The following is a 22,155-nucleotide window of genomic DNA, read 5'->3' on the forward strand; positions in this document are numbered from 1 at the left end:
AGTTCCTTGAACTCGGCGAGCGCCTGCTCGGGCTCGATCAGCTCGACACGGGCCAGCTCGGGGCGCGCGCGCAGGCGCTCGGCGAGCGCCCGCGCCGCGCTGCTGTCGACCTCGTGACGGAGGAACAGCGAGATCGCCGCGGTCTGGTCCCAGCGCCCGGTCATCGCGCGCAGGTTGTCGGTGCCGACATAGAGGGTGGCCGGGAGTGCCAGCGAGATGCCGAGCACCGCCACCGTCATGGTCGTCGGCAGCGGCATGCCGAACAGCCGGCGCAGCGACTCGCGGGCGCTGCGCAGATGGTGGGCGAGCCAGATCAGCAGCAGCTCGGAGGGACGGGCACTGGGACGGCGCACGCGCGACATGCTCACCATCCCCCGGAGTCGTTGACCAGCCGACCGTCGGCCAGGGTCAGGGTGCGATAGGGCATGCGCGCCACCAGGCTGAGATCGTGGGTGGCGATCAGCAGGGTCACGCCGACGTACTGGAAGCGCTCGAACAGCTCGAAGATCTCGCGCGAGAGCTCGGGGTCGAGGTTGCCGGTGGGCTCGTCGGCGAGCAGCAGCGGCGGGCGCGCGACCACCGCGCGAGCGATGCCGACACGCTGCTGCTCGCCGCCGGAGAGCGCCACCGGGGTGGCGCGCTCGCGCTTGAGCAGACCGACGTGATCGAGTGCGGCGCGCACCCGTCGGCCGATCTCGCGCTGGCCGTAGCCCATCACCTGCAAGGGCAGGGCGACGTTGTCGAACACGCTGCGATCGGCCAGCAGACGGTGGTCCTGGAAGATCATCCCGACCTGGCGGCGGTGCAGCGGGATCTGGCGGCGGGGCAGAGCGCCGAGGTCGCGTCCGTCGACCACCACGCGCCCGCGGCTGGGGCGTTCGAGCAGCCCGATGAGCCGCAGCAGGGTGCTCTTGCCCGCGCCCGAGTGACCGGTGAGGAAGGCCATCTCGCCGGCGGCGAGCGCGAAGCTGATGTCGCTGAGCGCCTCGCCGCGTTCGGGGTAGCGTTTGTGGACGTGGTCGAACTCGATCATCGCGCGGTGCACTCCGGGCACGGCCCCGGCGCGGTCGCCGGGGCGGCGGTTGGGCGGCTCGGTCGCGCCTCCAGCGGCGCTCAGCCGAGCAGGGCGTCGACGAACTCGTCGGCGTCGAAGTAGCGCAGGTCCTCGATCGTCTCGCCGACGCCGATGAAGCGGATCGGCACCTGCAGCCGCTCGGCGATCGCGAACACGATCCCGCCCTTGGCGGTGCCGTCGAGCTTGGTGAGGGTGATGCCGGTCAGCCCCACCGCGCGATGGAAGTGCTCGGCCTGGGCGAGGGCGTTCTGCCCGGTGGTGGCGTCGACCACCAGCATCACCTCGTGCGGCGCCTCGGGGTCGATCTTCTTCATCACCCGCGCCACCTTGCTGAGCTCGTCCATCAGGTTGCTCTTGGTGTGCAACCGCCCGGCGGTGTCGGCGATCAGCACGTCGGTGCCGCGCGCGGTCGCCGCCTGCAGCGCGTCGTAGATCACCGAGGCCGAGTCGGCGCCGGTGTGCTGGGCGATCACCGGGATGTTGTTGCGCTCGCCCCAGGTCTGGAGCTGCTCGACGGCGGCGGCACGGAAGGTATCGCCGGCGGCGAGCATCACGCTGTTGCCCTCTTCCTGCAGCCGCTTGGCGAGCTTGCCGATGGTGGTGGTCTTGCCGGCGCCGTTGATGCCGACCATCAGCAGCACCTGAGGCTTGCCCTCGGCGGGCTGGGCGACCGGGGCGTCGGCCTGTTCGAGGATGCCGCGCAGCTCGGCCTTGAGGGTGTCGACCAACGCCTGCGGGTCGGTGAGGGTCTTGCGCCGCACCTGCTCGGTGAGATCGCCGATGATCCGGGTGGTCGCCTCGATGCCGACATCGGCGGTGATCAGCAGGGTCTCGAGTTCCTCGAGCAGCTCGTCGTCGATCCGCTTGCGTCCGAGCACCAGCTCACCGATGCCGCCACCGAGCTTGACCCGGGTGCGGCTGAGTCGCTCGCGCAGCCGACCGAACAGCTTGCCGCCGCCCTCCGGCTCGGGCTCGGGGGCCTCGTCGGGGAGGTCGGGCAGTTCGAAGGCGACGGGCTCCTCGCGACGCTGCTCGAGCGCGCGCGGCACGAAGGTGCGCTGCGGCGGCTCGGGCGGCGGCTCGGGTGCGGGCGTGGGCTCGGCGCTCGGCGCGGCTGGCGCCGGGGCTGCGCGCTCGAGCTCCGCGACCGGCGCCTGTTCGGGCGTCGTGGTCTTGTCCTTGCCGCCGCCGAACAGGCGTCCGAACAGCGGCTTGCGCGACGATTGTTCCTGCGCCTCGGTTGCGGGCGCGTCGCTGGATGCGGTCTTGTGCTTCTTTCCGAAACCAAACATGTCGACGGGAATTCTCGTGTTGATGGGGCGGTGCGCGCGGGCGCGCCGAGCGGGGCGGTCGCGACCGCCCCGGGATGTCGCAATGCTAACAGATCGACGGCTGATCGCCGCCAGGCGGCAGCCTTCGGCCTTCGGCCTTCGGCCACCAGCTTCCAGTCGCCAGTCGCGCCGGTGTAGTGCACATCGAGATCCTTTGTGGCCTTTGCGGCTTGGCGGTCCAATCGATTGGCCGCTGGCCGCTGGCCGCTGGCCGCTGGCCGCTGGCCGCTGGCCGCTGGCCGCTGGCGCCGCCATTGCGCTTCGACGCTGCCCGGAACTCGGGGACCGGTTAAGCTGACCATATCTATCGTCCTTGTCTTTCCGACTATGGGGTGTCCATGTCACGACGATTCATTGCGACCCTGGTCTGTCTGCTGCCGCTGGCGGCGGGCGCGGGCCAGACGGTTTACGAACACCAGCTCGACAACGGGCTCAAGGTCCTGGTCAAGCCCGATCATCGCGCCCCGGTGCTCACCAGTCAGGTGTGGTATCGGGTCGGGTCGAGCTACGAGTACGGCGGTATCACCGGTATCTCGCACCTGCTCGAGCACATGATGTTCAAGGGCACCGAGCGACTCGCCCCGGGCGAGTTCTCGCGCATCATCGCCGCCAACGGTGGTGAGGAGAACGCCTTCACCAGCCGCGACTACACCGCCTATTTCCAGAACCTCGCCAGCGATCGGCTGGAGATCGCCTTCGAGCTCGAGGCCGAGCGCATGCGCAACCTGGCGCTCGACCCGGAGGAGTTCGCCAAGGAGCTGGAGGTGGTCAAGGAGGAGCGGCGGATGCGCACCGACGACGACCCGCAGTCGCTCACCTACGAGCGCTTCAACGCCACCGCCTACGACGCCTCGCCCTACGGCATCCCGGTGATCGGCTGGCCGGGCGACCTGGAGGAGCTCCGGGTCGAGGACCTGCGTGACTGGTACCGTCAGTGGTACGCCCCCAACAACGCCACCCTGGTGGTCGCCGGCGATGTCGATCCCGAGCAGGTCTTCGCCCTCGCCGAGCGTCACTTCGGGCCGCTGCAGGCCGAGTCGATCGCCACCCCGAAGCGCCGCCCCGAGCCCGAGCAGCTCGGCGAGAAGCGGCTGCGGGTCAAGGCCCCGGCGCAGGAGCCCTATCTGCTGATGGGCTACAAGGCCCCGGCGGTGATCGATGCCGAGACCGCGTGGGAGCCCTATGCGCTCGAGGTCCTGGCCTCGGTGCTCGACGGCGGCAAGAGCGCGCGTCTCGAGCGCGAGCTGGTGCGCGGGCGCGAGGTGGCCGCCTCGGTCGGCGCCGGCTACAGCGCCTTCGGGCGGTTGCCCGGGCTGTTCCTGTTCGAGGGTGTCCCCGCCCAGGGCCACGCCATCGACGAGCTCGAGCAGGCGCTGCGCGATGAGATCGCACGGCTGCAGGACGCGCCGGTCGACCCCGCCGAGCTCGAGCGGGTACGCAATCAGCTCATCGCCGACAAGGTCTATGAGAAGGACTCGCTGTTCTATCAGGGCATGCTGCTCGGTCAGCTCGAGACCGTGGGGCTCGGCTGGGAGCTGGCCGATCGCTATGTCGATGCGCTCGCCGCGGTGACCCCGGAGCAGATCCAGGCGGTCGCGCGCAAGTATCTGGTGGCCGACCGGCTCACCGTCGCCGTGCTCGATCCGCAACCGATCGATCCCGCCGCCGCACCCGCACCCGCCATGTCCCATCGAGGAGCCGCTCATGTCCGTTGATCGCTTCCGCCCGCGCCTCTGGCTCGGCGCCCTGCTGCTGTGCGCCGCCGGGCTCGTCCAGGCCACCCCCGAGATCCAGACCTGGGAGACCGACAACGGCGCCCGGGTGCTGTTCGTCGCCGCCCCAGGGTTGCCGATGGTCGATCTGCGCCTGGCCTTCGATGCCGGCAGCGCGCGCGACGGCGCCCGTCCCGGGCTGGCCTCGCTGACCGCGGCGATGCTCGCCCAGGGCGCCGGTGAGTGGGACGCCGATACCATCGCCTCCCGTCTCGAGGGCGTCGGCGCCGAGTTCGGCAGCGGGGTCGATCGCGACATCTTCTCGGTGTCGCTGCGCAGCCTGACCCGTGAGCCGGCGCTCGATACCGCCCTCGACACCCTCACCGCCCTGCTCGCCGCGCCGCGCTTCCCCGCGGTCGATCTCGAACGGGTGCGCGAGAATCGTCTGGTGGCGCTGCGCCAGCAGCAGGAGTCGCCGCGTACCCAGGCCAGCCGTGCCTTCTATCGGGCGATCTATGGCGATCACCCCTATGCCGAGGACCCGTCCGGCACCGCCGAGGGGGTGGGTGCGATCACCCGCGACGATCTGGTCGCCTTCCACCAACGCTATCTGGTCGGTGCCAACGCGGTGGTGGCGATCGTCGGCGCGCTCGATCGCGCCGGCGCCGAGCGTCTCGCCGAGCGCGTGGTCGGCGTGCTGCCGCGCGGCGAGGCGGCCCCGGCGCTGCCCGAGGTGGCGGCGCTCGAGCAGGCAGCGCAGCGCCACATCGCCTTCCCGTCGAGCCAGACGGCGGTGCTCGTCGGTCAGCCGGGGATGCGTCGCGGTGATCCCGACTACTTCGCGCTCTATGTCGGCAACCATATCCTCGGCGGCAGCGGGCTGGTCTCGCAGCTGATGCACGAGGTGCGCGAGCAGCGCGGACTCTCCTACAGCGTCTACAGCTACTTCCTGCCGCTGGACCGCCCCGGTCCCTTCCTGATGGGGCTGCAGACCCGCAACGATCAGGCCGAGCAGGCGATCGCGGTGATGCGCGAGACCCTCGAGCGCTTCATCGCCGAGGGGCCGACCGAGGACGAGCTCGACGCCGCCAGGCGCAACATCACCGGCGGCTTCCCGCTGCGCATCGACAGTAACGGCGACATCGTCCAGTACCTGGCGATGATCGGCTTCTACGACCTGCCGCTCGATCATCTCGCGCGCTTTGCCGAGCGTGTCGAGGCGGTCGATGCCGCGCAGATCCGCGATGCCTTCGCGCGTCGGGTCGATCCCGAGCGGATGGTGCTGGTGCAGGTCGGCGGTGGCGCCGGACAGACGGCACGGGCCGATGCGCCCGAGTAGGTCGGGGCAGCACCAACTGCGCATCGTCGGCGGCCGCCATCGCGGTCGTCGGCTGCCGGTACTCGATCAGCCGGGGCTGCGCCCGACCGCCGATCGGGTGCGCGAGACCCTGTTCAACTGGGTGGCGCCGACGATCGCCGGGGCGCGCTGTCTCGACCTCTTCGCCGGCAGCGGCGCGCTCGGGCTCGAGGCCTGCTCGCGCGGCGCCGGCGAGGTGGTGCTGATCGAGCGCGCCGCGGCCGCGGCGCGTCAGCTCGAGGTCAATGTCCGTACCCTCGGCGAGCGGTCGGTCGAGGTGGTCCGCGCCGATGCGCTGGACTGGCTCGCCACCACCCCGCCGCGCCCCTTCGACCTGATCTTCCTCGACCCGCCCTTCGCCGCGGACCTGCTCGCCCCGGCGCTGACGCGACTGATCGAGGACGGTTGGGTGGCGCCGGGCGGGCGTCTCTATGTCGAGCGCGGACGTCAGGAGGGGTTGCCGGAGGCGCCGCCGGGCTGGGTGCTGCTGCGCGACAAGTGTGCCGGTCAGGTCCGTTACGGGCTGCTCGCCGAGGATCTCGAATGACGCTGTTTTCGAGTCAGTCGCCAGCTTCCAGCCGCCAGTCGCCAGGAATTTGAACCGCAAAGGCCCAAAGGGCGCGAAGGAGGGATGCGCTTCCAGCTTCCAGCTTCCAGCTACCAGCCGCCAGCCGCCAGCCGCCAGCCGCCAGGCTCCAGGGGGCAGCTGACGGTCTCGGGTGGGGCGGGGTGCGCGGGCGGGGTGCGCGTGGTATTGATGGGCGATCGTTCTTCTTCACGGTCGCCCCATCATGCTGCCCCTCGATACCGCGCTGCTGTTCTTCGCCGCCTCGGTCGCCCTGGCGCTCGCGCCCGGGCCGGACAACATCTTCGTCCTCACCCAGTCGGCCCTGCACGGCCGGCTGGCGGGGATCTTCGTCACCCTCGGGCTGTGCACCGGGGTGATGCTCCATACCGCTGCGGTGGCGCTCGGCGTGGCCGCGCTGTTCGCCGCCTCGGCGCTCGCCTTCACCGTGCTCAAGGTGCTCGGCGCGCTCTATCTGCTCTATCTCGCCTGGCAGGCGTTCCGCGCCGGGGCCTGCGCGCTCGACGGCAGCGGCGCCACTGCGCCGCGCCCCGCCCAGCTCTATGCCCGTGGCGTGCTGATGAGCGCCACCAATCCCAAGGTGGCGATCTTCTTCCTCGCCTTCCTGCCCCAGTTCGCCGACCCCGCGCGCGGCCCGCTGACCCTGCAGCTGTTGCTGCTCGGTGCGCTGTTCATGCTCTCGGCGCTGCTGGTGTTCTCCGCCATCGCCTGGTCCTCGGGCACCCTCGGCGCCCGGCTGCGCCGCTCACCCCGCGCCCAGTTGATGCTCAACCGGCTGGCCGGCACCGTCTTCGCCGGCCTCGCCCTCAAGCTCGCCACCGCCTCGCGCTGAGAGGGACGCCGGCCGCCGGCCATCAGCCGCCAGCCATCAGCCATCAGCGACCAGTGGGGAAGGTTAGCGGCTGGCAACTGGTAGCTGGTGGCTGAGCCCTAGAACTCCAACCCCTTGACCTTGCTTCGGAAGTCGCGGGTGACGGCCTCGAGGTCCTGGTCGCTGGCGATCACCCTGGGGGTGAGGATGACCACCAGCTCGGTGCGGTTGGCCTTCTTGCTGCGCTCGCCGAACAGGGCGCCGGCGATCGGCAGGTCGTAGAGCCCGGGGACGCCCTGCTTGCCGTCCTCGCGCTGGTCCTGGATCAGTCCGCCGAGCACTACCGCCTGGTTGGAACGCACCGCCACCGAGCTGGTGATGTTGCGGGTCTGGAAGGTGGGCGAGTCGAGGTTCGAGCTCTCGGTGGTGGCCACGGTGCTGACCTCTTGCTCGATCTCCATCTGCACCATGCCCCCGGGGGTGACGCGTGGTTTCACCGACAGCATCACCCCGGTGTCGCGGTACTCGATGCTGTTGACGATGCGGTCGGTGGTCGAGGTGCTCTGCTGCTGGGCGGTGGCCACCGGCACCTGCTGGCCGACCTGCATCTTCGCCGTCTGGTTGTCGAGCACCATCACCGAGGGCGAGGAGAGCACGTTGACGAGGTTGCGCCCGGCCAGTGCGCTGAGCGTGGCGCGAATGGTGTCGGGGCGCGAGATCACCGACCAGGTGAAGCCGGGGAAGATGGCCCCGATGCCCGAGTCCTTGGCGCCGTCGAGGGTGCCGTCGAGACGGAAGTTGCTGCGCTGGTCGGCGGTGGCGAGGCCGAAGAAGTCCCACTGCACGCCGTATTCGAGATTGCCGGTGAGGGTGATCTCGACGATGGTCGCCTCGACCAGCACCTGCAGCGGGACGATATCGAGCTGCTTGAGCGCGTCGAGGATCTTCTGATAGTCGCGGGCGCTGGCCTTGATCAGCAGCGAGTTGTTGACCGCGTCGGCGACGATGCTGACCCCGGTGTCGAGACGGTGGGCGCGGGCCCGGGGGCGGGCGCTCGCGGTCTCGCCACCCTCGCCGCCGGCATCGAGGGTGACCCGCTCCATCCCCGGGGCCACCGCGCCGAGGCTGCGCTGCCCCTCGCCCCGACCGCCCCCGAACAGCTCCGAGAGGATCTCGGCGAGTGATTCGGCGTTGCCGTGACGGACGCGATAGACGAACAGCCGCTCGGTCGCCTCGCCCGATGCCTCGGCCATGTCCAGACGCTTGATCCAGTCGCGCGCGCGTTCGACATAGCGCTGCTGCGGCGAGACCACCAGCAGCGCGTTGGCGCTCTCGATCGGGACGAAGCGGAACACCCCGTCGAGCGCGCCGCCCTCCTTGGTGTCGAGCAGGGTGGTGAGCTGCTCGACCACCGCCTCGGCCTTGGCGAACTCGAGCATGAAGAAGCCGACCGAGAGCCCGGCCATCCAGTCGACGTCGAACACCCGGATGGTGTCGAGCAGGTTGGCCATCTCCGGGCCGGTGCCGGCGAGCACCACCAGGTTGCGCTGGGTGTCGACCCGGAGGATGCTGCCCTCGGGGGCGAGCGGCTCGAGGATGCGCCCCATCTCGGCGGCGCCGATATAGCGCAGCGGTATCACCTGGACGCTGTAGCCGGCCGGCAGCGCGCGGCTCGATTCGCCGAGCTGGGGCACGACCTGGCCCTGCAGCGCGTTGGTCAGCGGCAGGATCTGGTAGCCGCCGCCGTGCTCGACCAGTGCCGCGCCGTTCATCCGCAGCAGGGTCTCGAGGGTCGCCAGCAGGTGCTCGCGTCGCAGCGCCTGGGCCTGCAGCGAGACCTCGCCCTGTACCGCGGGATGGAGCACATAGTCGCGCTGCAGCACCTCGCCGAGGATCACCCGTACCACCTCGCGGATGTCGGTACGCTCGAAGTTGAGGGTGACCTCGCCCGGGGTGGTGTCGACCTGGGGGCGGGCGATGCGCTGCACCACGGCGCCGTTGCCGGGGTCGATGAAGTCGCGGGTGCGGGCGCGGGTGTCGCCGTCGCCGAGCGCGATGGTGGTGGCGCTGGTACCGCCGCGGTGCTCGCCGCCGCGCTGGCGATCGGCATCGACGACGTGTCCGGCCGGGTCGCCGACCCTGAGCGTGGGGTCCCAGTCGGCGCGCTCGCAGCCACCGAGCACGAGCAGGACCAGCAGCGTCAGCAACAGGGCGCTGGTGGTGCGTGGTCTGGGGTCTGCGTCCATGGGACCTCGGGTCTCGATCTGGCTTCCTGGATCAGGGCCGTGACGACGGTGACGGGCGCGGGCCGGGTCCGCCGGGCGCCGTCGCTGGTGCCGCGCCAGGCCGGGTGAAGTCGCGCAATGGTAGCCGATCGGCCCGGCCCTGTCGCTCGAGCAGGAGGTGGTCGGGGTGGATCGCCGAGACCCTCCAGTCGCCCAGTCGATCGCCGATCTCGACGCGCTGGCTGTCGCCGCCGTCGTCGGCGATGCGCACCCAGGCGGCGCGCTGACGGGGGGTGATCAGGACCGTGGTGAGGGTGAGGCGCTCGAGCGCGATCGCCGCCCGGTGCTGTTCGGCGCTCGCCTGGACGGGGGCCGGGGGTGGGGGAGGGCGACGGTCGGGACGAAACAGCGGCCGTTCGAGCGCCTCGGCATAGTGCGCCCGGGGCGGCGGCGCGAGCCGTGCGGCGAGCGGCTCGTCGGCGTGTTCGGTCACCGTCGCCCGAGGGGCCGGGGTGGGCAGCGGCGTGCGCCAGTCGTGCCACTGCCAGACCAGGACCCCGCCGAGCACGAGGTTCGCGATGAGCGCGGGCGTGCGGCTCATGTCTCCTCCCCGCGCACGAAACCGAATACGTCGAGCCGCAGCATCAGCGCCCCCTCGGGCGCGGTGGCCAGTGACGGGGGGGCGGCGCGACTGGCGCGCAGCCGCTGCTCCGGCTGTGCCGCCGAGCGCGCCGAGAGCCGCTCGACGAAGAGCAGGGGGCGGGCCTGTTCGATGCGGTAGAGGATCTCGAACAGGGTCGCGGTGGTGCCCTGGATCTGGGCGCGGACATGGAGGCGGGTGGGTGCCTCGGCATCCGCGCTGGTGGCCGGCAGGAGCTGGACGCTGATCAGTCGGCCGCGGGCGGCGGCGATGATCTCCTGGAGCTGGCGCTGCAGTTCGGCGCCGGCGATCGTCTCGGTGGCGGCCTGGACATAGAGCCCGGCGAGCGTCGGATCGGTGCGTACCCGTTCGAGTTCGGTACGCAACGCCGGGAGCCCGGCGGCGATGCGCTGATAGCGCGCGAGCCGGTCCTCGGCGCTGGCGATGCGTGCATCGAGCGCGTCGAGCGTGAGCCACCAGGGCAGCAGCGTCAGCGCGAGCAGACCGGCCAGCAGCGACCCGGCGAGCCCCCAGACGAGCAGGCAGTCGGTGCGTCCCCGGGTCATGGTGCAGGCTCCGCCGCCTCCAGCCGGAAGGCGAGGTTGAAGCGCTCCTTGCCGTTGCGGTCGATCTGGACCACCGGCGAGCGGAATCGCACCGAGGCGATCCCGGGGGCGCCTTCGAGCAGGGCGATCAGCGCCGTGGCGCTCGCCGACTCACCGGTCAGCTCGACCTGGCGACCGTCGAACTCCAGGCTCTGCACCCAGGTGTCGTCGGGGAGGCGGGTGCTGAGCGCGCCGAGCAGTTCGAGCGCGCGGGGCTGGAGACGGCGCTGTTCGAGCGCGACGAGACTGCCCTGACGGGCCTGTTCGAGCGCCTGGCGCACCCGGTCGCTCTCGAGCGCCTGGGCGCGCGCCGCCCCGAGCGCCTGCTCGAGCCGCGCGAGATGGGCATGACGCTGCCACAGCGGGGACGCCAGCGCCGCGATCAGCAGCGTCAGCGCGAGCAGCGCGAGCCAGCCGTCGGTCCCGAGTCGCGGCGGCCGACGACGGGGACGCCGATGCGGTGGCAGCAGGTTGGCGCCGCGCCAGGCGCCGCTCCAGTCGATGCGCTCGACCGTGGCTCCGGCCCGCGCCAGCCGCGCGAGCCAGTCCTCGAGCGGGGCGCGCGGACAGAGCGCGAGCTCGACGCGGATGCGTGCGGCGCGCTTGGCCGTCGGCAGCAGCCGCGCATCATAGAAGAGCTGGTCGGCGGGGAAGGGCGAGAGCCGGTCGAGTTCGTGGTGGAGCACCTCGCTCAGGCGCGGTCTGACCTGGGCGGGGAGCGAGAGCTCGCGGCGCAGCACCGCGGTCTCGGGCAGGCGCAGCGTGGTGCGACGACGATGGTCGGCGAGTGCCTCGGGCAGCCGTTCTTCGGTGTCGAGCGTGAGGCTGCCGACCGGTTCGCGGGCCTCGCCGCGCAGCTGCGTCAGTCGGGCCTGGCCGTCATCGGGCTCGATCAGCAGTCTGCGGTTGCGATCGATGAGCGCCCGACGCAGTCGTTCCGGCAGGCAGCGGGCGATCCGGATACGGGCGGGCTGGAGCCGCGCATCGAGTGCGTCGAGCCAGTGTGCCGCGGTGCGATGGCGGGGCTCGCGGGTGTCGGTCTGGGCCATGAAGAGGGGACGATCCTGGTCGGTCTGGCGGTCGCGGCGGGGCAAGTGTAGATCGATTGCGTGGGCGTCGGCCAGCATGCGCGACCGCTGGTCGATGCCTCGGTCTTGACAATTGCGCAGGGTGGGTGTGCGTGGTATCCTCGCGCGTTTACTGAATTTTCCACAGCCCGAGCCGGGCCAGAAGGGTCAGCCATGAAAGAAGGAATCCACCCGGAATACGCCGAAGTCAAGGTGGTCTGCAGCTGCGGGAACGAATTTGCCACCCGCTCCACCTTGGGGAACGATGTCATGCAGGTCGAAGTCTGCTCCGCCTGCCACCCGTTCTACACCGGTAAGCAGAAGGTGATCGACACCGGCGGTCGCGTCGACAAGTTCCGTCGTCGCTACGCGCGCTAAGTCTCGCGCCGCCCGCGTCGTCCCCGCTCCGCCGCGCCGCACCTCTCGTGCTGGCGCGGAGTTCTCCCGCTCCCCATGCCCGGGTGTCCTGCACGCCTGAGGCCGCGTGCGCCATCGTGCGCGTCGCCCCGACTCCCCCTCGCGATCTCAGCACGGCCCCGCGTGGGCGCCGGCGCGCTAGGTTACGCGCGCGCGAGCGGAACGCCTCGCAGTGGAGTCCGCGCCGTTTGACTCGCGGGCCGGGCGCGAACATGATTGTTCGCTACGATCGCCCCAGTGGCACCCTGAACAATGTTGTTTGTTGGAGACCAGCAGTGACCGATCCCGAGAGCTTCGCCCATCACGACGCGGACCTGAACAAGCAGGCGCTCGCCTATCATGCCGAGCCGCGGCCCGGCAAGATCGGTATCGAGGTCACCAAGTCGGCCAGCACCCAGCATGAGCTCTCGCTCGCCTATACTCCGGGCGTTGCCGAGCCGGTGCGCCACATCCACGACGATCCCGAGAACGCCTACCGCTACACCAACAAGGGCAACCTGGTGGCGGTGATCACCGACGGCAGCGCGGTGCTCGGCCTGGGCAAGGTCGGCGCACAGGCGAGCAAGCCGGTGATGGAGGGCAAGTCGGTGCTGTTCAAGCGCTTCGCCGACATCGACTGCTTCGACATCGAGGTCGAGGCCCGTCACCCCCAGGCCTTCATCGAGACCGTGGTGCGCATCGCCCCGACCTTCGGTGGCATCAACCTCGAGGACATCGCCGCGCCGCACTGCTTCGAGATCGAGCAGGCGCTGATCGAGCAGCTCGACATCCCGGTGTTCCACGACGATCAGCACGGCACCGCGATCATCATCGCCGCCGGTCTGCTCAACGCCCTCGAACTCCAGGGCAAGTCGCTTGCCGAGGCGCGCATCGTGGTGCTCGGCGCCGGTGCCGCGGGGATCGCGGCAATCCGTCTGCTGCTCGCCCTCGGCGCCCACCGCGACAACATCTTCGCCATCGATCGCCAGGGCGTGATCCACGTCGGGCGCCAGGACCTCAACCCCTACAAGTTCGGCATCGCCGCCGATACCGAGCGCCGCACCCTGGCCGACGCCATGGACGGGGCCGATGCCTTCATCGGCGTCTCGGGGCCGGATCTGGTCACCGCCGACATGCTCGCCTCGATGGCGCCGCGTCCGGTGGTCTTCGCGCTCTCCAACCCGGTGCCCGAGGTGCGTCCGGCGCTCGCCCGCGAGGTGCGCGACGACCTGATCATGGCCACCGGTCGCTCGGACTACCCGAACCAGATCAACAACGTCCTCGGCTTCCCCTTCATCTTCCGTGGCGCGCTCGACGTGCGTGCCTCGCGGATCAACGAGAGCATGCAGATCGCCGCGGTCGAGGCGCTGCGCGCCATCACCCGCGAGCCGGTGCCGGCCGAGGTGCTCGCCGCCTACGAGGGGCTGGAGTCGCTGGAGTTCGGCCCGGACTACATCATCCCCAAACCCTTTGATCCGCGTCTGCGCGAGCGGGTGTCGGCCGCCGTGGCCCGTGCCGCCATCGAGAGCGGTGTCGCGCGTGCCCCGTATCCGGCGCACTATCCCGGCTGAGCCCGCAGCGGGCGCGATCTCCGTCCCATCCATCCACTGAGCGGCGTGCCAGCCCCGAGAGGAGGCTCGCCGCTCACCGACGGGAGACAAGCGACGTGAACAAGATCAGCATCGTTGGTGGGGCCGGCCGAGTCGGCGAGACGACCGCGCAGATCCTGGCCGAACAGGAGCTGTGCCGGGAGGTGGCGCTGCTCGACGTGAACGAGGGCATGAGCGAGGGTGTGGCGCTCGACATCGTTCAGACCTCACCCTTCTTCAAGTTCGACAGCCGGGTGATCGGCAGCGATGACCCGAGCATCCTCGCCGGCTCCGATCTGGTGGTGATCACCGCGGGGCAGGCGCGCAAGCCGGGGATGTCGCGCTCGGACGTGCTCGAGGCCAACGTGCGGGTGATCGACGCGGTCACCGACGAGATCATGACCCACGCCCCGGATGCGATGATCCTGGTCGTCTCCAACCCGGTCGACACCCTCACCTATCGCGTCGCCCAGCGCACCGGCTGGGACCGGCGGCGGATCTTCGGTCAGGCCGGGGTGCTCGACGCCTCGCGGATGGCCGGATTCATCGCCCAGGAGACCGGCTTCTCGGTGCGCGACATCACCACCATGGTGCTCGGCGGCCATGGTGACACCATGGTGCCGGTGTCGCGCTTCTGTACCATCAACGGCATCCCCCTCAGTCATTTCCTTCCCGAGGAGCGTATCGCGGCGATCATGGAGCGCACCCGCAAGGGTGGCGCCGAGATCCTCGCGCTGCGCAAGAACTCCAGCGCCTACGATGCCCCCGGTGCGGCGGTGGCGACGATGATCGACGCCATCGTGCGCAACCGACGTCGGCTGCTGCCCTGTGTCGCCATCCTCGATGGCGAGTACGGCGAGCGCGATATCGCCATGGGCGTGCCCTGCGTGCTCGGCTGGCAGGGCGTGGAGCAGGTCGTCGAACTCGACCTCGAAGCGACCGAGCGCGCCGACTTCGACCGCTCGGCGGCCTCGGTGCGCGCCGATATCGAGCGACTGCGCGAGATCAGCTGAAGACCCCGGGCCGCGCGTGCGCGGCCCTGCTTTTCGAACCGACCATTCGCGGACGTCCAGTCGGACGGATGCCGGGGCCGGCCCGAGCGCGGGCGGTCCCCTCGGGCGATACGCGAATCCACCCAACCATCCACCGGCCCCGCGACCAGGCGTCCCGGGACCGCTCAGGAGCGAGCCTATGGCGAACGATACCGTCACCATCAACAACAACGCGACCGGGGAGCAGTTCGAGTTCCCGTTGCGTCGTGGCACCGTGGGTCCGGCCGCGGCCGACATCTCCTCGCTCTATAAGGAGGCGGGCATCTTCACCTACGATCCCGGCTTCATGTCCACGGCCTCCTGCAACAGCGCCATCACCTATATCGACGGCGAGCAGGGCATCCTGCGCTATCGCGGTTATCCGATCGAACAGCTCGCCACCAAGGCGAGCTTCCTCGAGGTCGCCTATCTGCTGCTCTACGGCGAGCTGCCCAAGGAGCAGGAGCTCGATAACTTCGAGGGTGTGATCACCCGTCACACCATGCTCAACGAGAACCTCAAGGACTTCTTCAAGGGGTTCCATCACGACGCCCACCCGATGGCCATCCTGGTCGGCGTGGTGGGCTCGCTCTCGGCCTTCTATCACGACTCGCTGAGCGTCCACGACGAGCGCCACCGCGAGATCTCCGCGCACCGGCTGATCGCCAAGGTGCCGACCATCGCCGCCGCTGCCTACAAGCACAGCATCGGCGAGCCGATCATGTATCCGCGCAACGACCTGCGCTACTGCGCCAACTTCCTGCGGATGATGTTCGCCACCCCGTGCGACGACTACGAGCCCGAGCTGATCGCCGAGAAGGCGCTCAACCTGCTGTTCATCCTCCATGCCGACCACGAGCAGAACGCCAGCACCTCGACCGTGCGTCTGGCCGGCAGCTCCGGGGCCAACCCCTTCGCCTGTGTCGCCGCCGGCATCGCCTCGCTGTGGGGGCCGGCCCACGGCGGCGCCAACGAGGCGGTGCTCGACATGCTGCTCGAGATCGGTGACGTCAAGGAGGTCCGGCGCTTCATGGAGAAGGCCAAGGACAAGGACGACCCCTTCCGGCTGATGGGCTTCGGCCACCGTGTCTACAAGAACTACGACCCGCGCGCCAAGATCATCCGCGAGGTCTGTCACCAAGTGCTCGAAGAGGTCGCCGACGTCAACAACCCGCTGTTCGAGCTGGCGATGGAACTCGAGGAGATCGCCCTCAACGACGACTACTTCGTCGAGCGCAAGCTCTACCCCAACGTCGACTTCTACTCCGGCATCATCTATCGCGCACTCGGCATCCCGCGCAACATGTTCACGGTGATGTTCGCGGTGGCGCGCACCGTCGGCTGGGTGTCGCACTGGATGGAGATGATGTCCGACCCCAACAACCGCATCGGTCGTCCGCGTCAGATCTACTGCGGCCCGGACCAGCGCGACTACCTGCCGATCTCGCAGCGCTGAGCGCCCATCGCGCCCCGTCCCGCCGTCGGGACTGGGGCGCGTGTCCATTCCGCCCTACAATATCCCCCGATCCATCAACCCGAGCCTAGCGGCAGCAAGCACATCATGTCCGACTCCGAGCGTTTCGCAGACCTCCTCCAACAGTTCGATCAGGCCAATCCGCAGTCCGTCAAGGGCGAGCCCAAGGTGGGCGAGCCGGTGAGCGGCACCCTGATCGCGATCGACGGCGAGTACGGCCTCGTCGACCTCGGCGCCAAGTCCGAGGGGCGCATCGAGCTGGCCGCCCATCGCGACGCCGAGGGCCAACTCAAGCTCGAGATCGGCGATCGCATCGAGAGCAAGGTCAGCGGCAAGGATCCCGAGAGCGGCATGCTGCTGCTCGGCACCCAGCACGGCCAGCGCTCCCACGGCATCGAAGAGGTCGAGCGCGCCTATCAGGCGGGACAGCCGGTGCAGGGCCAGGTCAGCGGCGCGGTCAAGGGCGGGCTGGAGGTCCAGGTCGCCGGGCTGCGCGGCTTCTGTCCCGCCTCCCAGGTCGATGTCCGTTTCATCGAGGATCTCTCCGAGTTCGTCGGCCAGCGTCTCGACTTCCGCGTCACCAAGCTCGAGGGCGGGCGGCGGCCCAACCTGGTGCTGTCGCGCCGCGCGGTGCTCGAGGAGGCGCAGCGCATCCAGGCCGAGGAGACCCGCGCCAAGCTCGTCGAGGGCGCGGTGCTCAGCGGCACCGTCACCTCGCTCAAGGACTATGGCGCCTTCGTCGATCTCGGCGGGATCGAGGGCATGATCCACGTCAGCGAGCTGGCCTACGGCCACATCAAGCACCCCAACGAGGTGCTCACCCAGGGGCAGGTGGTCGAGGTCGCGGTGCTGCGCATCGAGCCGGCCACCGCAAAGCGGCGCGAGCGTATCGCGCTGTCGGTCCGTGCGCTCGCGCGCGATCCCTGGCTGGAGGTTGCCGATCGTCATCCGGTTGGCAGCTTGGTCAGCGGCAAGATCTCGCGGCTGCAGCCCTTCGGCGTCTTCGTCGCCATCGCCCCCGGGGTCGACGGTCTGATCCACATCAGCGAGCTCGGCGCCGGACGGCGCATCAACGACCCGAGCGAGGTGGTCAAGGTCGGTGACGAGGTCGAGGCGACGGTGATCGCGATCGATCGCGAGCGCAAGCGCATCAAGCTCTCGCTCGACGCCGAGCGCGCCGCCGAGGCGGTGGTCGACGCCAGCGCCTATGCGCCCAAGGCCCGCAAGGGGCAGGGCGAGGAGAAGGCCATCGGCAGCTTCGGCGAGCTGCTCAAGGCGCAGTTGCAGAAGGACTGAGGTCCGTGGCGGGCGCCGTCCGGCGCCCGTCGCCACGCACAACACCAACGAGAAGAGAGGGACCCATGCAACGTCGTGACTTCATCAAGGGGGTGGGTGTCGGTTCGCTGGCGCTCGGCGCGGCCGCCACCGGGGCGGCGCACGCCAAGGCCGAGTATCGCTGGAAGATGGTCACCACCTGGCCGAAGAACTTCCCCGGGCTCGGTACCGGCGCCAACAAGCTCGCCGAGCTGATCGGCGAGATGAGCGGCGGGCGCATCGCGGTGCGCGTCTACGGCGCCGGCGAGCTGGTCCCCGCCTTCGAGGTGTTCGATGCCGTCTCGCGCGGCACCGCCGAGATGGGTCACGGCTCGGCCTACTACTGGAAGGGCAAGAGCGAGGCCGCGCAGTTCTTCTCCACCGTGCCCTTCGGCATGACCGCCCAGGAGATGAACGCCTGGATCTACTACGGCGGCGGACTCGAGCTGTGGCAGGAACTCTACGGCCGGTTCGGTCTGGTGCCGGCGCCGGCGGGCAATTCCGGGGTGCAGATGGCCGGCTGGTTCAACAAGGAGATCAACTCGGTCGACGACCTCAAGGGGCTGAAGATGCGCATCCCCGGTCTCGGCGGCGAGGTGCTGGCGCGCGCCGGCGGCACCCCGGTCAACCTCCCCGGCGGCGAGCTGTTCACCGCGCTGCAGAACGGCACCATCGACGCTACCGAGTGGGTCGGTCCCTACAACGACCTCGCCTTCGGTCTCTACAAGGCCGCACGCTACTACTACTACCCCGGCTGGCACGAGCCGGGCACCATCATGGAGGCGATGGTCAACCGCGAGGCGCTGGAGTCGCTGCCCAAGGACCTGCAGGCGATCGTGATGAACGCCTGCAAGGTGATCAACCAGGACATGCTTGCCGAGTACACCGCACGCAACCCGGTGGCGCTCTCGACCCTGGTCGACGAGCACGGCGTCGAGCTGCGCCGTCTGCCCGATGACGTCATCGCCAAGCTGCGCGGCCTGGCCGACGAGGTGGTCGCCGAGATCGCCGAGCGCGATGCCTTCTCGGCCAAGGTCTACACCTCCTATCGCAAGTTCCTCGCCCAGGCCCGCGAGTGGAGCGCGATCTCCGAGCAGACCTACCTGCGCGCGCGCGACCAGGTGTGACCGGGCGCGCCGCCGGGGCCGGGGGCGGCGCGCCGCCCCTCGGGCTCTATATCCATCTGCCCTGGTGCGTGCGCAAGTGCCCTTACTGCGACTTCAACTCCCATCCGGTCGCCGGGGCCGCGCTCGCGGCCTATGTCGAGCACCTGCTCGCCGATCTCGACCGTGCGCTCGCCGTCCCCGAGGCACGCCGTCCGGTGGTCTCGATCTTCATCGGCGGCGGCACCCCCAGCCTGCTCCCGGGGTCGGCGGTGGCCCGCCTGCTCGACGGCGTACGGGCGCGCCTGACGCTCGCCCCCGATGCCGAGATCAGCCTCGAGGCCAACCCCGGTACCGCCGAGGCGCGGCGCTTCGCCGCCTATCGCGAGGCCGGGGTCAACCGGCTCTCGATCGGGGTGCAGAGCCTGGAGGCCGAGCGGCTCGTCGCGCTCGGGCGCATCCACTCCCCGGAGGAGGCGCGCGCGGCGGTGACGATGGCGCGCGCCGCGGGCTTCGACAACCTCAACCTCGACCTGATGTTCGGCCTCCCCGGACAGACCCCGTCGCTCGCGCGCGACGACCTCGAGGCAGCGCTCGCGCTCGCGCCCGAACACCTCTCCTACTACCAGCTCAGCCTGGAACCCGGTAGCGCCTTCCACGACGACCCGCCGCCGCTGCCCGACCCCGACCTGGTGGCCGACATCGCCGCCGCCGGGCAGGAACGGCTCGCCGCCGCCGGGCTGGCGCGCTACGAGGTCTCGGCCTACGCACGCGCGGGGCGGCGCTGCCGTCACAACCTCAACTACTGGCGCTTCGGCGACTATCTCGGCATCGGCGCCGGTGCCCACGCCAAGCTCTCGCGCTGGCGCGACGGACGGGTCGAACGGGTGTGGCGCGAGGCGCGCCTGGCCGACCCCGAGGCCTATCTGGGGGCCGCGCCCGAGGCGCTGATCGCGGAGCGGCGGGTGCTCGATGCCGATGACCTGATCGTCGAGTTCGCGCTCAACGCGCTGCGGCTGGTCGAGGGCTTTGCGCCGGCGGACTTCGTCCGCGCCACCGGGCTACCGGTGACGCGCCTGGCCGCCCCGCTCGAACGCGCGCGCGCGCTGGGACTGATCGAGCCCGATCCGGCTCGGGTGGTACCGAGCGCGCGCGGGCGCGACTTCCTCGACGATCTGGTCGGGCTGTTCGTCCCGGGGGACGACTGAGCCGCCCTCAGGGCAGCAGGGTCGAGCCCGGCAGCAGGGTCTCGAACAGCTCCACCACCTCCAGGTTGATCGCCTCGGGCATGCCGTCGAGTGCCGAGTCGACCAGCCCGAGCGCGCGTGCCTGGGCGTGCAGCAGCTCGGCGTCGGGCGCGCGCCCCTCGAGCAGACAATCGCGCAGCTCGCGGGCGATGCGCTCGGCGGCGCCGAGGATGCCGGCGTCGCGTGTCCGCTCGGCGGTGCTCGCGCGCTCCGGGTGGAGGCGGCAGGCGATCGGCTCGCGGATCGATTCGGGGAAGTGCCAGTGCGCGAGCAGTGCCGCGCTCACCGCGTCGGCGTCGAAGCCGAACTCGGCGCGCTCGGCCTCGGCGAGCGTCGCGCCCTTGGTGTCGACCTGCTCGAGTACCCGCAGATAGCGCTCGGGGCAGCGCGCGAAGAACACCAGCCGTCCCAGCCCGTGCAGCAGCCCGGTGATGAACAGCCGCTCGCCGTCGTGCCTGCCGCTACGCATCACGAGCTGGCGCGCGGCGATCGCGCAGGCGATGGCATGGAGCCAGAAGCGTTCCATGTTCACCCGCTCCGGCGGCAACCCCTTGAACATCTCCACCGCGCAGGTGGCGAACACCAGATCGCGCAGTGCGCGATAGCCGATCAGTCCGATCGCCTGACCGACCGTCTCCACCGCCTGTACCTGGCTGCGCCCGGCGCTGTTGACCAGCCGCAGCAACCGCGCCGAGAGCGCGGGATCGCAGCGCATCACCTCGGCGAGATCGGCTGGGGTGGTCTCGGGGTGGTCGATCAACTGATTGAGCCGCAGCGCGACCTCGGGCAGGGAGAACAGGGTGTCGATATCGCGGACCAGGGTATCGGGGTGCATGTGACTCGGCTCCGGCTGCGGTGACGGGGCGCGTGTCCGGCGCGGGGCCGCACGCGCGTGCGCTCCTCTGGCCCCAGGTCCTTGTGCACCCTGGGTCGGGCGGTGGTGACGCGCCGGGGTGCGTGCTGGAGCCGTCGGCTCAAACATACTGGATGCGCCGGGGCTGTGGTAGGGGCGGTGGTCGGTGTCAGCCGCCGGCGAGGCGGCGATAGAGCGCGAGATACTGATCCATGATCACCGCGCGGCCGAACTCGTGCTCGACCCGCTCGCGCCCGCGCGCCACCAGCGCGGCGCGCAGCGTCTCGTCGCCGAGGGTCTCGCGGATGCCGGTGGCGAGCGCCGCGGCGTCGGCGCAGGGCACGCACCAGGCGTCCTCGCCGTGACGGGTGAGTTCGCGCGCGCCGCGGAACTCGGCGGTGACCAGGGGGCGCCCCCAGCTCCAGGCCTCGAGGATGACGTTGCCCAGGGTCTCGGCCTCGAGCGAGGGGAAGACCACCAGATCGGCCAGTTGCAGATAGGGTCGGGGATCGCGCTGCCAGCCGGCCCAGACGATGCGTTCCTCCTGACCTAGCTGGCGCGCCTGGGCGCGCAGCGGTTCGGCCAGCGGGCCGTCGCCGACCATCACCAGACGCAGCGCTCGTCCGGCGATGCGCTCGGGCAGCGCCGCGAGCGCCGCGAGCAGGTGGGCCTGCCCCTTGACCGGGACGAAGCGCCCGAGCGTGACCAGCACCCAGGCGTCATCGGGGATGGCGTGATGCGCGCGCAGCGCCGCGACCGTGTCGGCTGCGACCGGCACCGCCGGGTCGGCGAAGTTGTAGATGTGATGGACGCGGTCGGCGGGCAGCCCCTGGCGCACCATCCAGTCGCACAGCCCGCGGGTGTTGCCGATCCAGCCGTGGGCATGGCGATAGGGCGAGAGCTTGTAGTAGCCGCCGAGCCGGGCGAGATGGATCGGGCCGCCGCGCGGGGAGAGCCGCGTCAGCCGGGTGGCGCGTCCCATGTAGGTCTGCACGATCTCGGGACGGCGCCGCGCGATCAGCCGCGAGAGGGCATGGCGCGAATAGGGGTCCCAGGTGGTGAGAAAGGGCAGGCGGTGACAGGCCAGGGCGCCGAGCGGGTGGCCGTCGAGCGCGCTGTCGCGGCGGATCGCCAGCTCCGCCGGCGCACCGCGCTCGGCGAGCGCCTCGGCGAAGCGGATGAACCAACGCTCGGCGCCACCGAGCGCCTTGCTGGCGACGATCTGCAGACTACTGGGGTCGGACATGCGGAATTCCTGAGGTCGAATCGGCTCGGGCTCGCGAGCGCAGGGGAAGGATCGAACCGCAAAAGATTGAACCGCGAAGGCGCGAAGGACGCGAAGGGATCGAAAGTGCGCCTTTGCTCGGTGTTCAGCACGCCTTCATGCCTGATCGCGGTCTTTGCGGGTCGATGGTTGTTCGGTAAAGACGCCGAACCCAGCGGCGATCCCGCCGCGTGCTCGGCGTCTTCTCGCAGCCGTCATGGCCTGCGGTACTGGCGACTGGAGGCTGGGGGCCGGTCGCTGTCGGCGCTCGCGCCTGCCACTGAGCCTTGCCGTGACGCTTGATCCAGGCGCCGAGTCCACGAAGCCGCGCATCCCTTTGCGCACTTCGCGCCTTGTATCTTGCCACCCCGTGGTGGTTAGCTCCCACCGCGCGAGATTGAGGCAGCTCGATTGCGCCTGAAGGCCTGGACCTTGTCGCTAAGACCAAGCCCTCGATCTCTCTTCTCATGCCAGT

At 70.3% G+C, this 22,155-nt stretch carries 20 protein-coding genes; 11 read left to right on the forward strand and 9 right to left on the reverse strand.

Annotated elements, in window-relative coordinates; genetic code table 11:
• The 3 genes from EBL85_RS12970 to ftsY all read right to left on the reverse strand — a co-directional run.
• A partial coding sequence (locus EBL85_RS12970) for an ABC transporter permease (RefSeq protein WP_223806146.1) occupies positions 1–362 on the reverse strand: 362 nt, incomplete at its 3' end.
• 2 nt (positions 363–364) lie between these two features.
• The gene (gene ftsE / locus EBL85_RS12975) at positions 365–1,033 is read right to left on the reverse strand and encodes a cell division ATP-binding protein FtsE (protein WP_005222939.1); all 669 of its coding nucleotides are present in this window, start codon (positions 1,031–1,033) and stop codon (positions 365–367) included.
• Positions 1,034–1,113: 80 nt separating this feature from the next.
• Positions 1,114–2,367, reverse strand: coding sequence for a signal recognition particle-docking protein FtsY (gene ftsY / locus EBL85_RS12980; RefSeq protein WP_190287964.1), 1,254 nt, complete (start codon positions 2,365–2,367; stop codon positions 1,114–1,116).
• A gap of 377 nt (positions 2,368–2,744) precedes the next feature.
• Here ftsY and EBL85_RS12985 point away from each other — a divergent pair, with 377 nt between their 5' ends.
• The 4 genes from EBL85_RS12985 (at position 2,745) to EBL85_RS13000 (ending at position 6,893) form a co-directional block, all read left to right on the forward strand.
• A complete protein-coding gene (locus EBL85_RS12985; RefSeq protein WP_123141198.1) occupies positions 2,745–4,121 on the forward strand; it encodes a pitrilysin family protein in 1,377 nt (458 codons plus the stop codon).
• A complete protein-coding gene (locus EBL85_RS12990; protein WP_123143127.1) occupies positions 4,111–5,457 on the forward strand; it encodes a pitrilysin family protein in 1,347 nt (448 codons plus the stop codon). The genes EBL85_RS12985 and EBL85_RS12990 overlap by 11 nt, the downstream gene beginning before the upstream one ends.
• A complete protein-coding gene (gene rsmD, locus EBL85_RS12995; protein WP_123141226.1) occupies positions 5,444–6,022 on the forward strand; it encodes a 16S rRNA (guanine(966)-N(2))-methyltransferase RsmD in 579 nt (192 codons plus the stop codon). The genes EBL85_RS12990 and rsmD overlap by 14 nt, the downstream gene beginning before the upstream one ends.
• Positions 6,023–6,266: 244 nt before the next feature.
• Positions 6,267–6,893 (forward strand): LysE family translocator, encoded by a 627-nt coding sequence (locus EBL85_RS13000; RefSeq protein WP_190287965.1) that lies wholly within the window; start codon positions 6,267–6,269, stop codon positions 6,891–6,893.
• Positions 6,894–6,991: 98 nt separating this feature from the next.
• Here the strand turns inward: EBL85_RS13000 and gspD are convergent, their stop codons facing one another.
• From gspD to EBL85_RS13020, 4 genes are read right to left on the reverse strand one after another with little or no spacing between them, the layout of a single operon-like run.
• Positions 6,992–9,118 (reverse strand): type II secretion system secretin GspD, encoded by a 2,127-nt coding sequence (gspD, locus tag EBL85_RS13005; protein WP_123141201.1) that lies wholly within the window; start codon positions 9,116–9,118, stop codon positions 6,992–6,994.
• Between the two features lie 31 nt (positions 9,119–9,149).
• Entirely contained in the window at positions 9,150–9,698 is a 549-nt protein-coding gene (locus tag EBL85_RS13010) for a type II secretion system protein N (protein WP_123143128.1), read from the reverse strand.
• Positions 9,695–10,303 carry a type II secretion system protein GspM gene (gene gspM, locus EBL85_RS13015; RefSeq protein WP_123143129.1) on the reverse strand — a complete coding sequence of 203 codons (609 nt, stop codon included), beginning with the start codon at positions 10,301–10,303 and terminating at the stop codon, positions 9,695–9,697. The genes EBL85_RS13010 and gspM overlap by 4 nt, the downstream gene beginning before the upstream one ends.
• A complete protein-coding gene (locus EBL85_RS13020; RefSeq protein WP_148040547.1) occupies positions 10,300–11,391 on the reverse strand; it encodes a PilN domain-containing protein in 1,092 nt (363 codons plus the stop codon). The genes gspM and EBL85_RS13020 overlap by 4 nt, the downstream gene beginning before the upstream one ends.
• 192 nt (positions 11,392–11,583) lie before the next feature.
• Here EBL85_RS13020 and rpmE point away from each other — a divergent pair, with 192 nt between their 5' ends.
• From rpmE to hemW, 7 genes are all read left to right on the forward strand, one after another.
• On the forward strand, positions 11,584–11,787 hold the full coding sequence (gene rpmE / locus EBL85_RS13025; protein ID WP_005222923.1) for a 50S ribosomal protein L31: 204 nt from the start codon (positions 11,584–11,586) through the stop codon (positions 11,785–11,787).
• Between the two features lie 314 nt (positions 11,788–12,101).
• The gene (locus EBL85_RS13030; protein WP_123141205.1) at positions 12,102–13,376 is read left to right on the forward strand and encodes a malic enzyme-like NAD(P)-binding protein; all 1,275 of its coding nucleotides are present in this window, start codon (positions 12,102–12,104) and stop codon (positions 13,374–13,376) included.
• Positions 13,377–13,471: 95 nt separating this feature from the next.
• Positions 13,472–14,407, forward strand: coding sequence for a malate dehydrogenase (gene mdh, locus EBL85_RS13035; RefSeq protein WP_123141206.1), 936 nt, complete (start codon positions 13,472–13,474; stop codon positions 14,405–14,407).
• Between the two features lie 178 nt (positions 14,408–14,585).
• On the forward strand, positions 14,586–15,881 hold the full coding sequence (locus EBL85_RS13040; RefSeq protein ID WP_062274247.1) for a citrate synthase: 1,296 nt from the start codon (positions 14,586–14,588) through the stop codon (positions 15,879–15,881).
• Between the two features lie 105 nt (positions 15,882–15,986).
• Positions 15,987–17,195: a 30S ribosomal protein S1 gene (locus EBL85_RS13045; RefSeq protein WP_123141207.1), complete on the forward strand. Its 1,209-nt coding sequence runs from the start codon at positions 15,987–15,989 to the stop codon at positions 17,193–17,195.
• A 65-nt stretch (positions 17,196–17,260) separates the two neighbouring features.
• Positions 17,261–18,340, forward strand: coding sequence for a TRAP transporter substrate-binding protein (locus EBL85_RS13050; RefSeq protein WP_123141208.1), 1,080 nt, complete (start codon positions 17,261–17,263; stop codon positions 18,338–18,340).
• Positions 18,337–19,524 (forward strand): radical SAM family heme chaperone HemW, encoded by a 1,188-nt coding sequence (gene hemW, locus EBL85_RS13055; protein ID WP_123143131.1) that lies wholly within the window; start codon positions 18,337–18,339, stop codon positions 19,522–19,524. Before EBL85_RS13050 ends, hemW begins: the two co-directional genes overlap by 4 nt.
• Before the next feature lie 7 nt (positions 19,525–19,531).
• Here hemW and EBL85_RS13060 read toward each other — a convergent pair whose 3' ends face one another.
• Together EBL85_RS13060 and EBL85_RS13065 are read right to left on the reverse strand one after the other, a co-directional pair.
• Positions 19,532–20,398, reverse strand: coding sequence for an HDOD domain-containing protein (locus tag EBL85_RS13060; protein ID WP_123143132.1), 867 nt, complete (start codon positions 20,396–20,398; stop codon positions 19,532–19,534).
• A gap of 187 nt (positions 20,399–20,585) precedes the next feature.
• Positions 20,586–21,662 carry a glycosyltransferase gene (locus tag EBL85_RS13065; protein WP_123141211.1) on the reverse strand — a complete coding sequence of 359 codons (1,077 nt, stop codon included), beginning with the start codon at positions 21,660–21,662 and terminating at the stop codon, positions 20,586–20,588.
• Between the last annotated feature and the right edge of the window lie 493 nt (positions 21,663–22,155).

The sequence above is a fragment of the Marichromatium sp. AB32 genome (assembly GCF_003718675.1).
GTDB classification, from domain to species: Bacteria; Pseudomonadota; Gammaproteobacteria; order Chromatiales; family Chromatiaceae; genus Marichromatium; species Marichromatium gracile.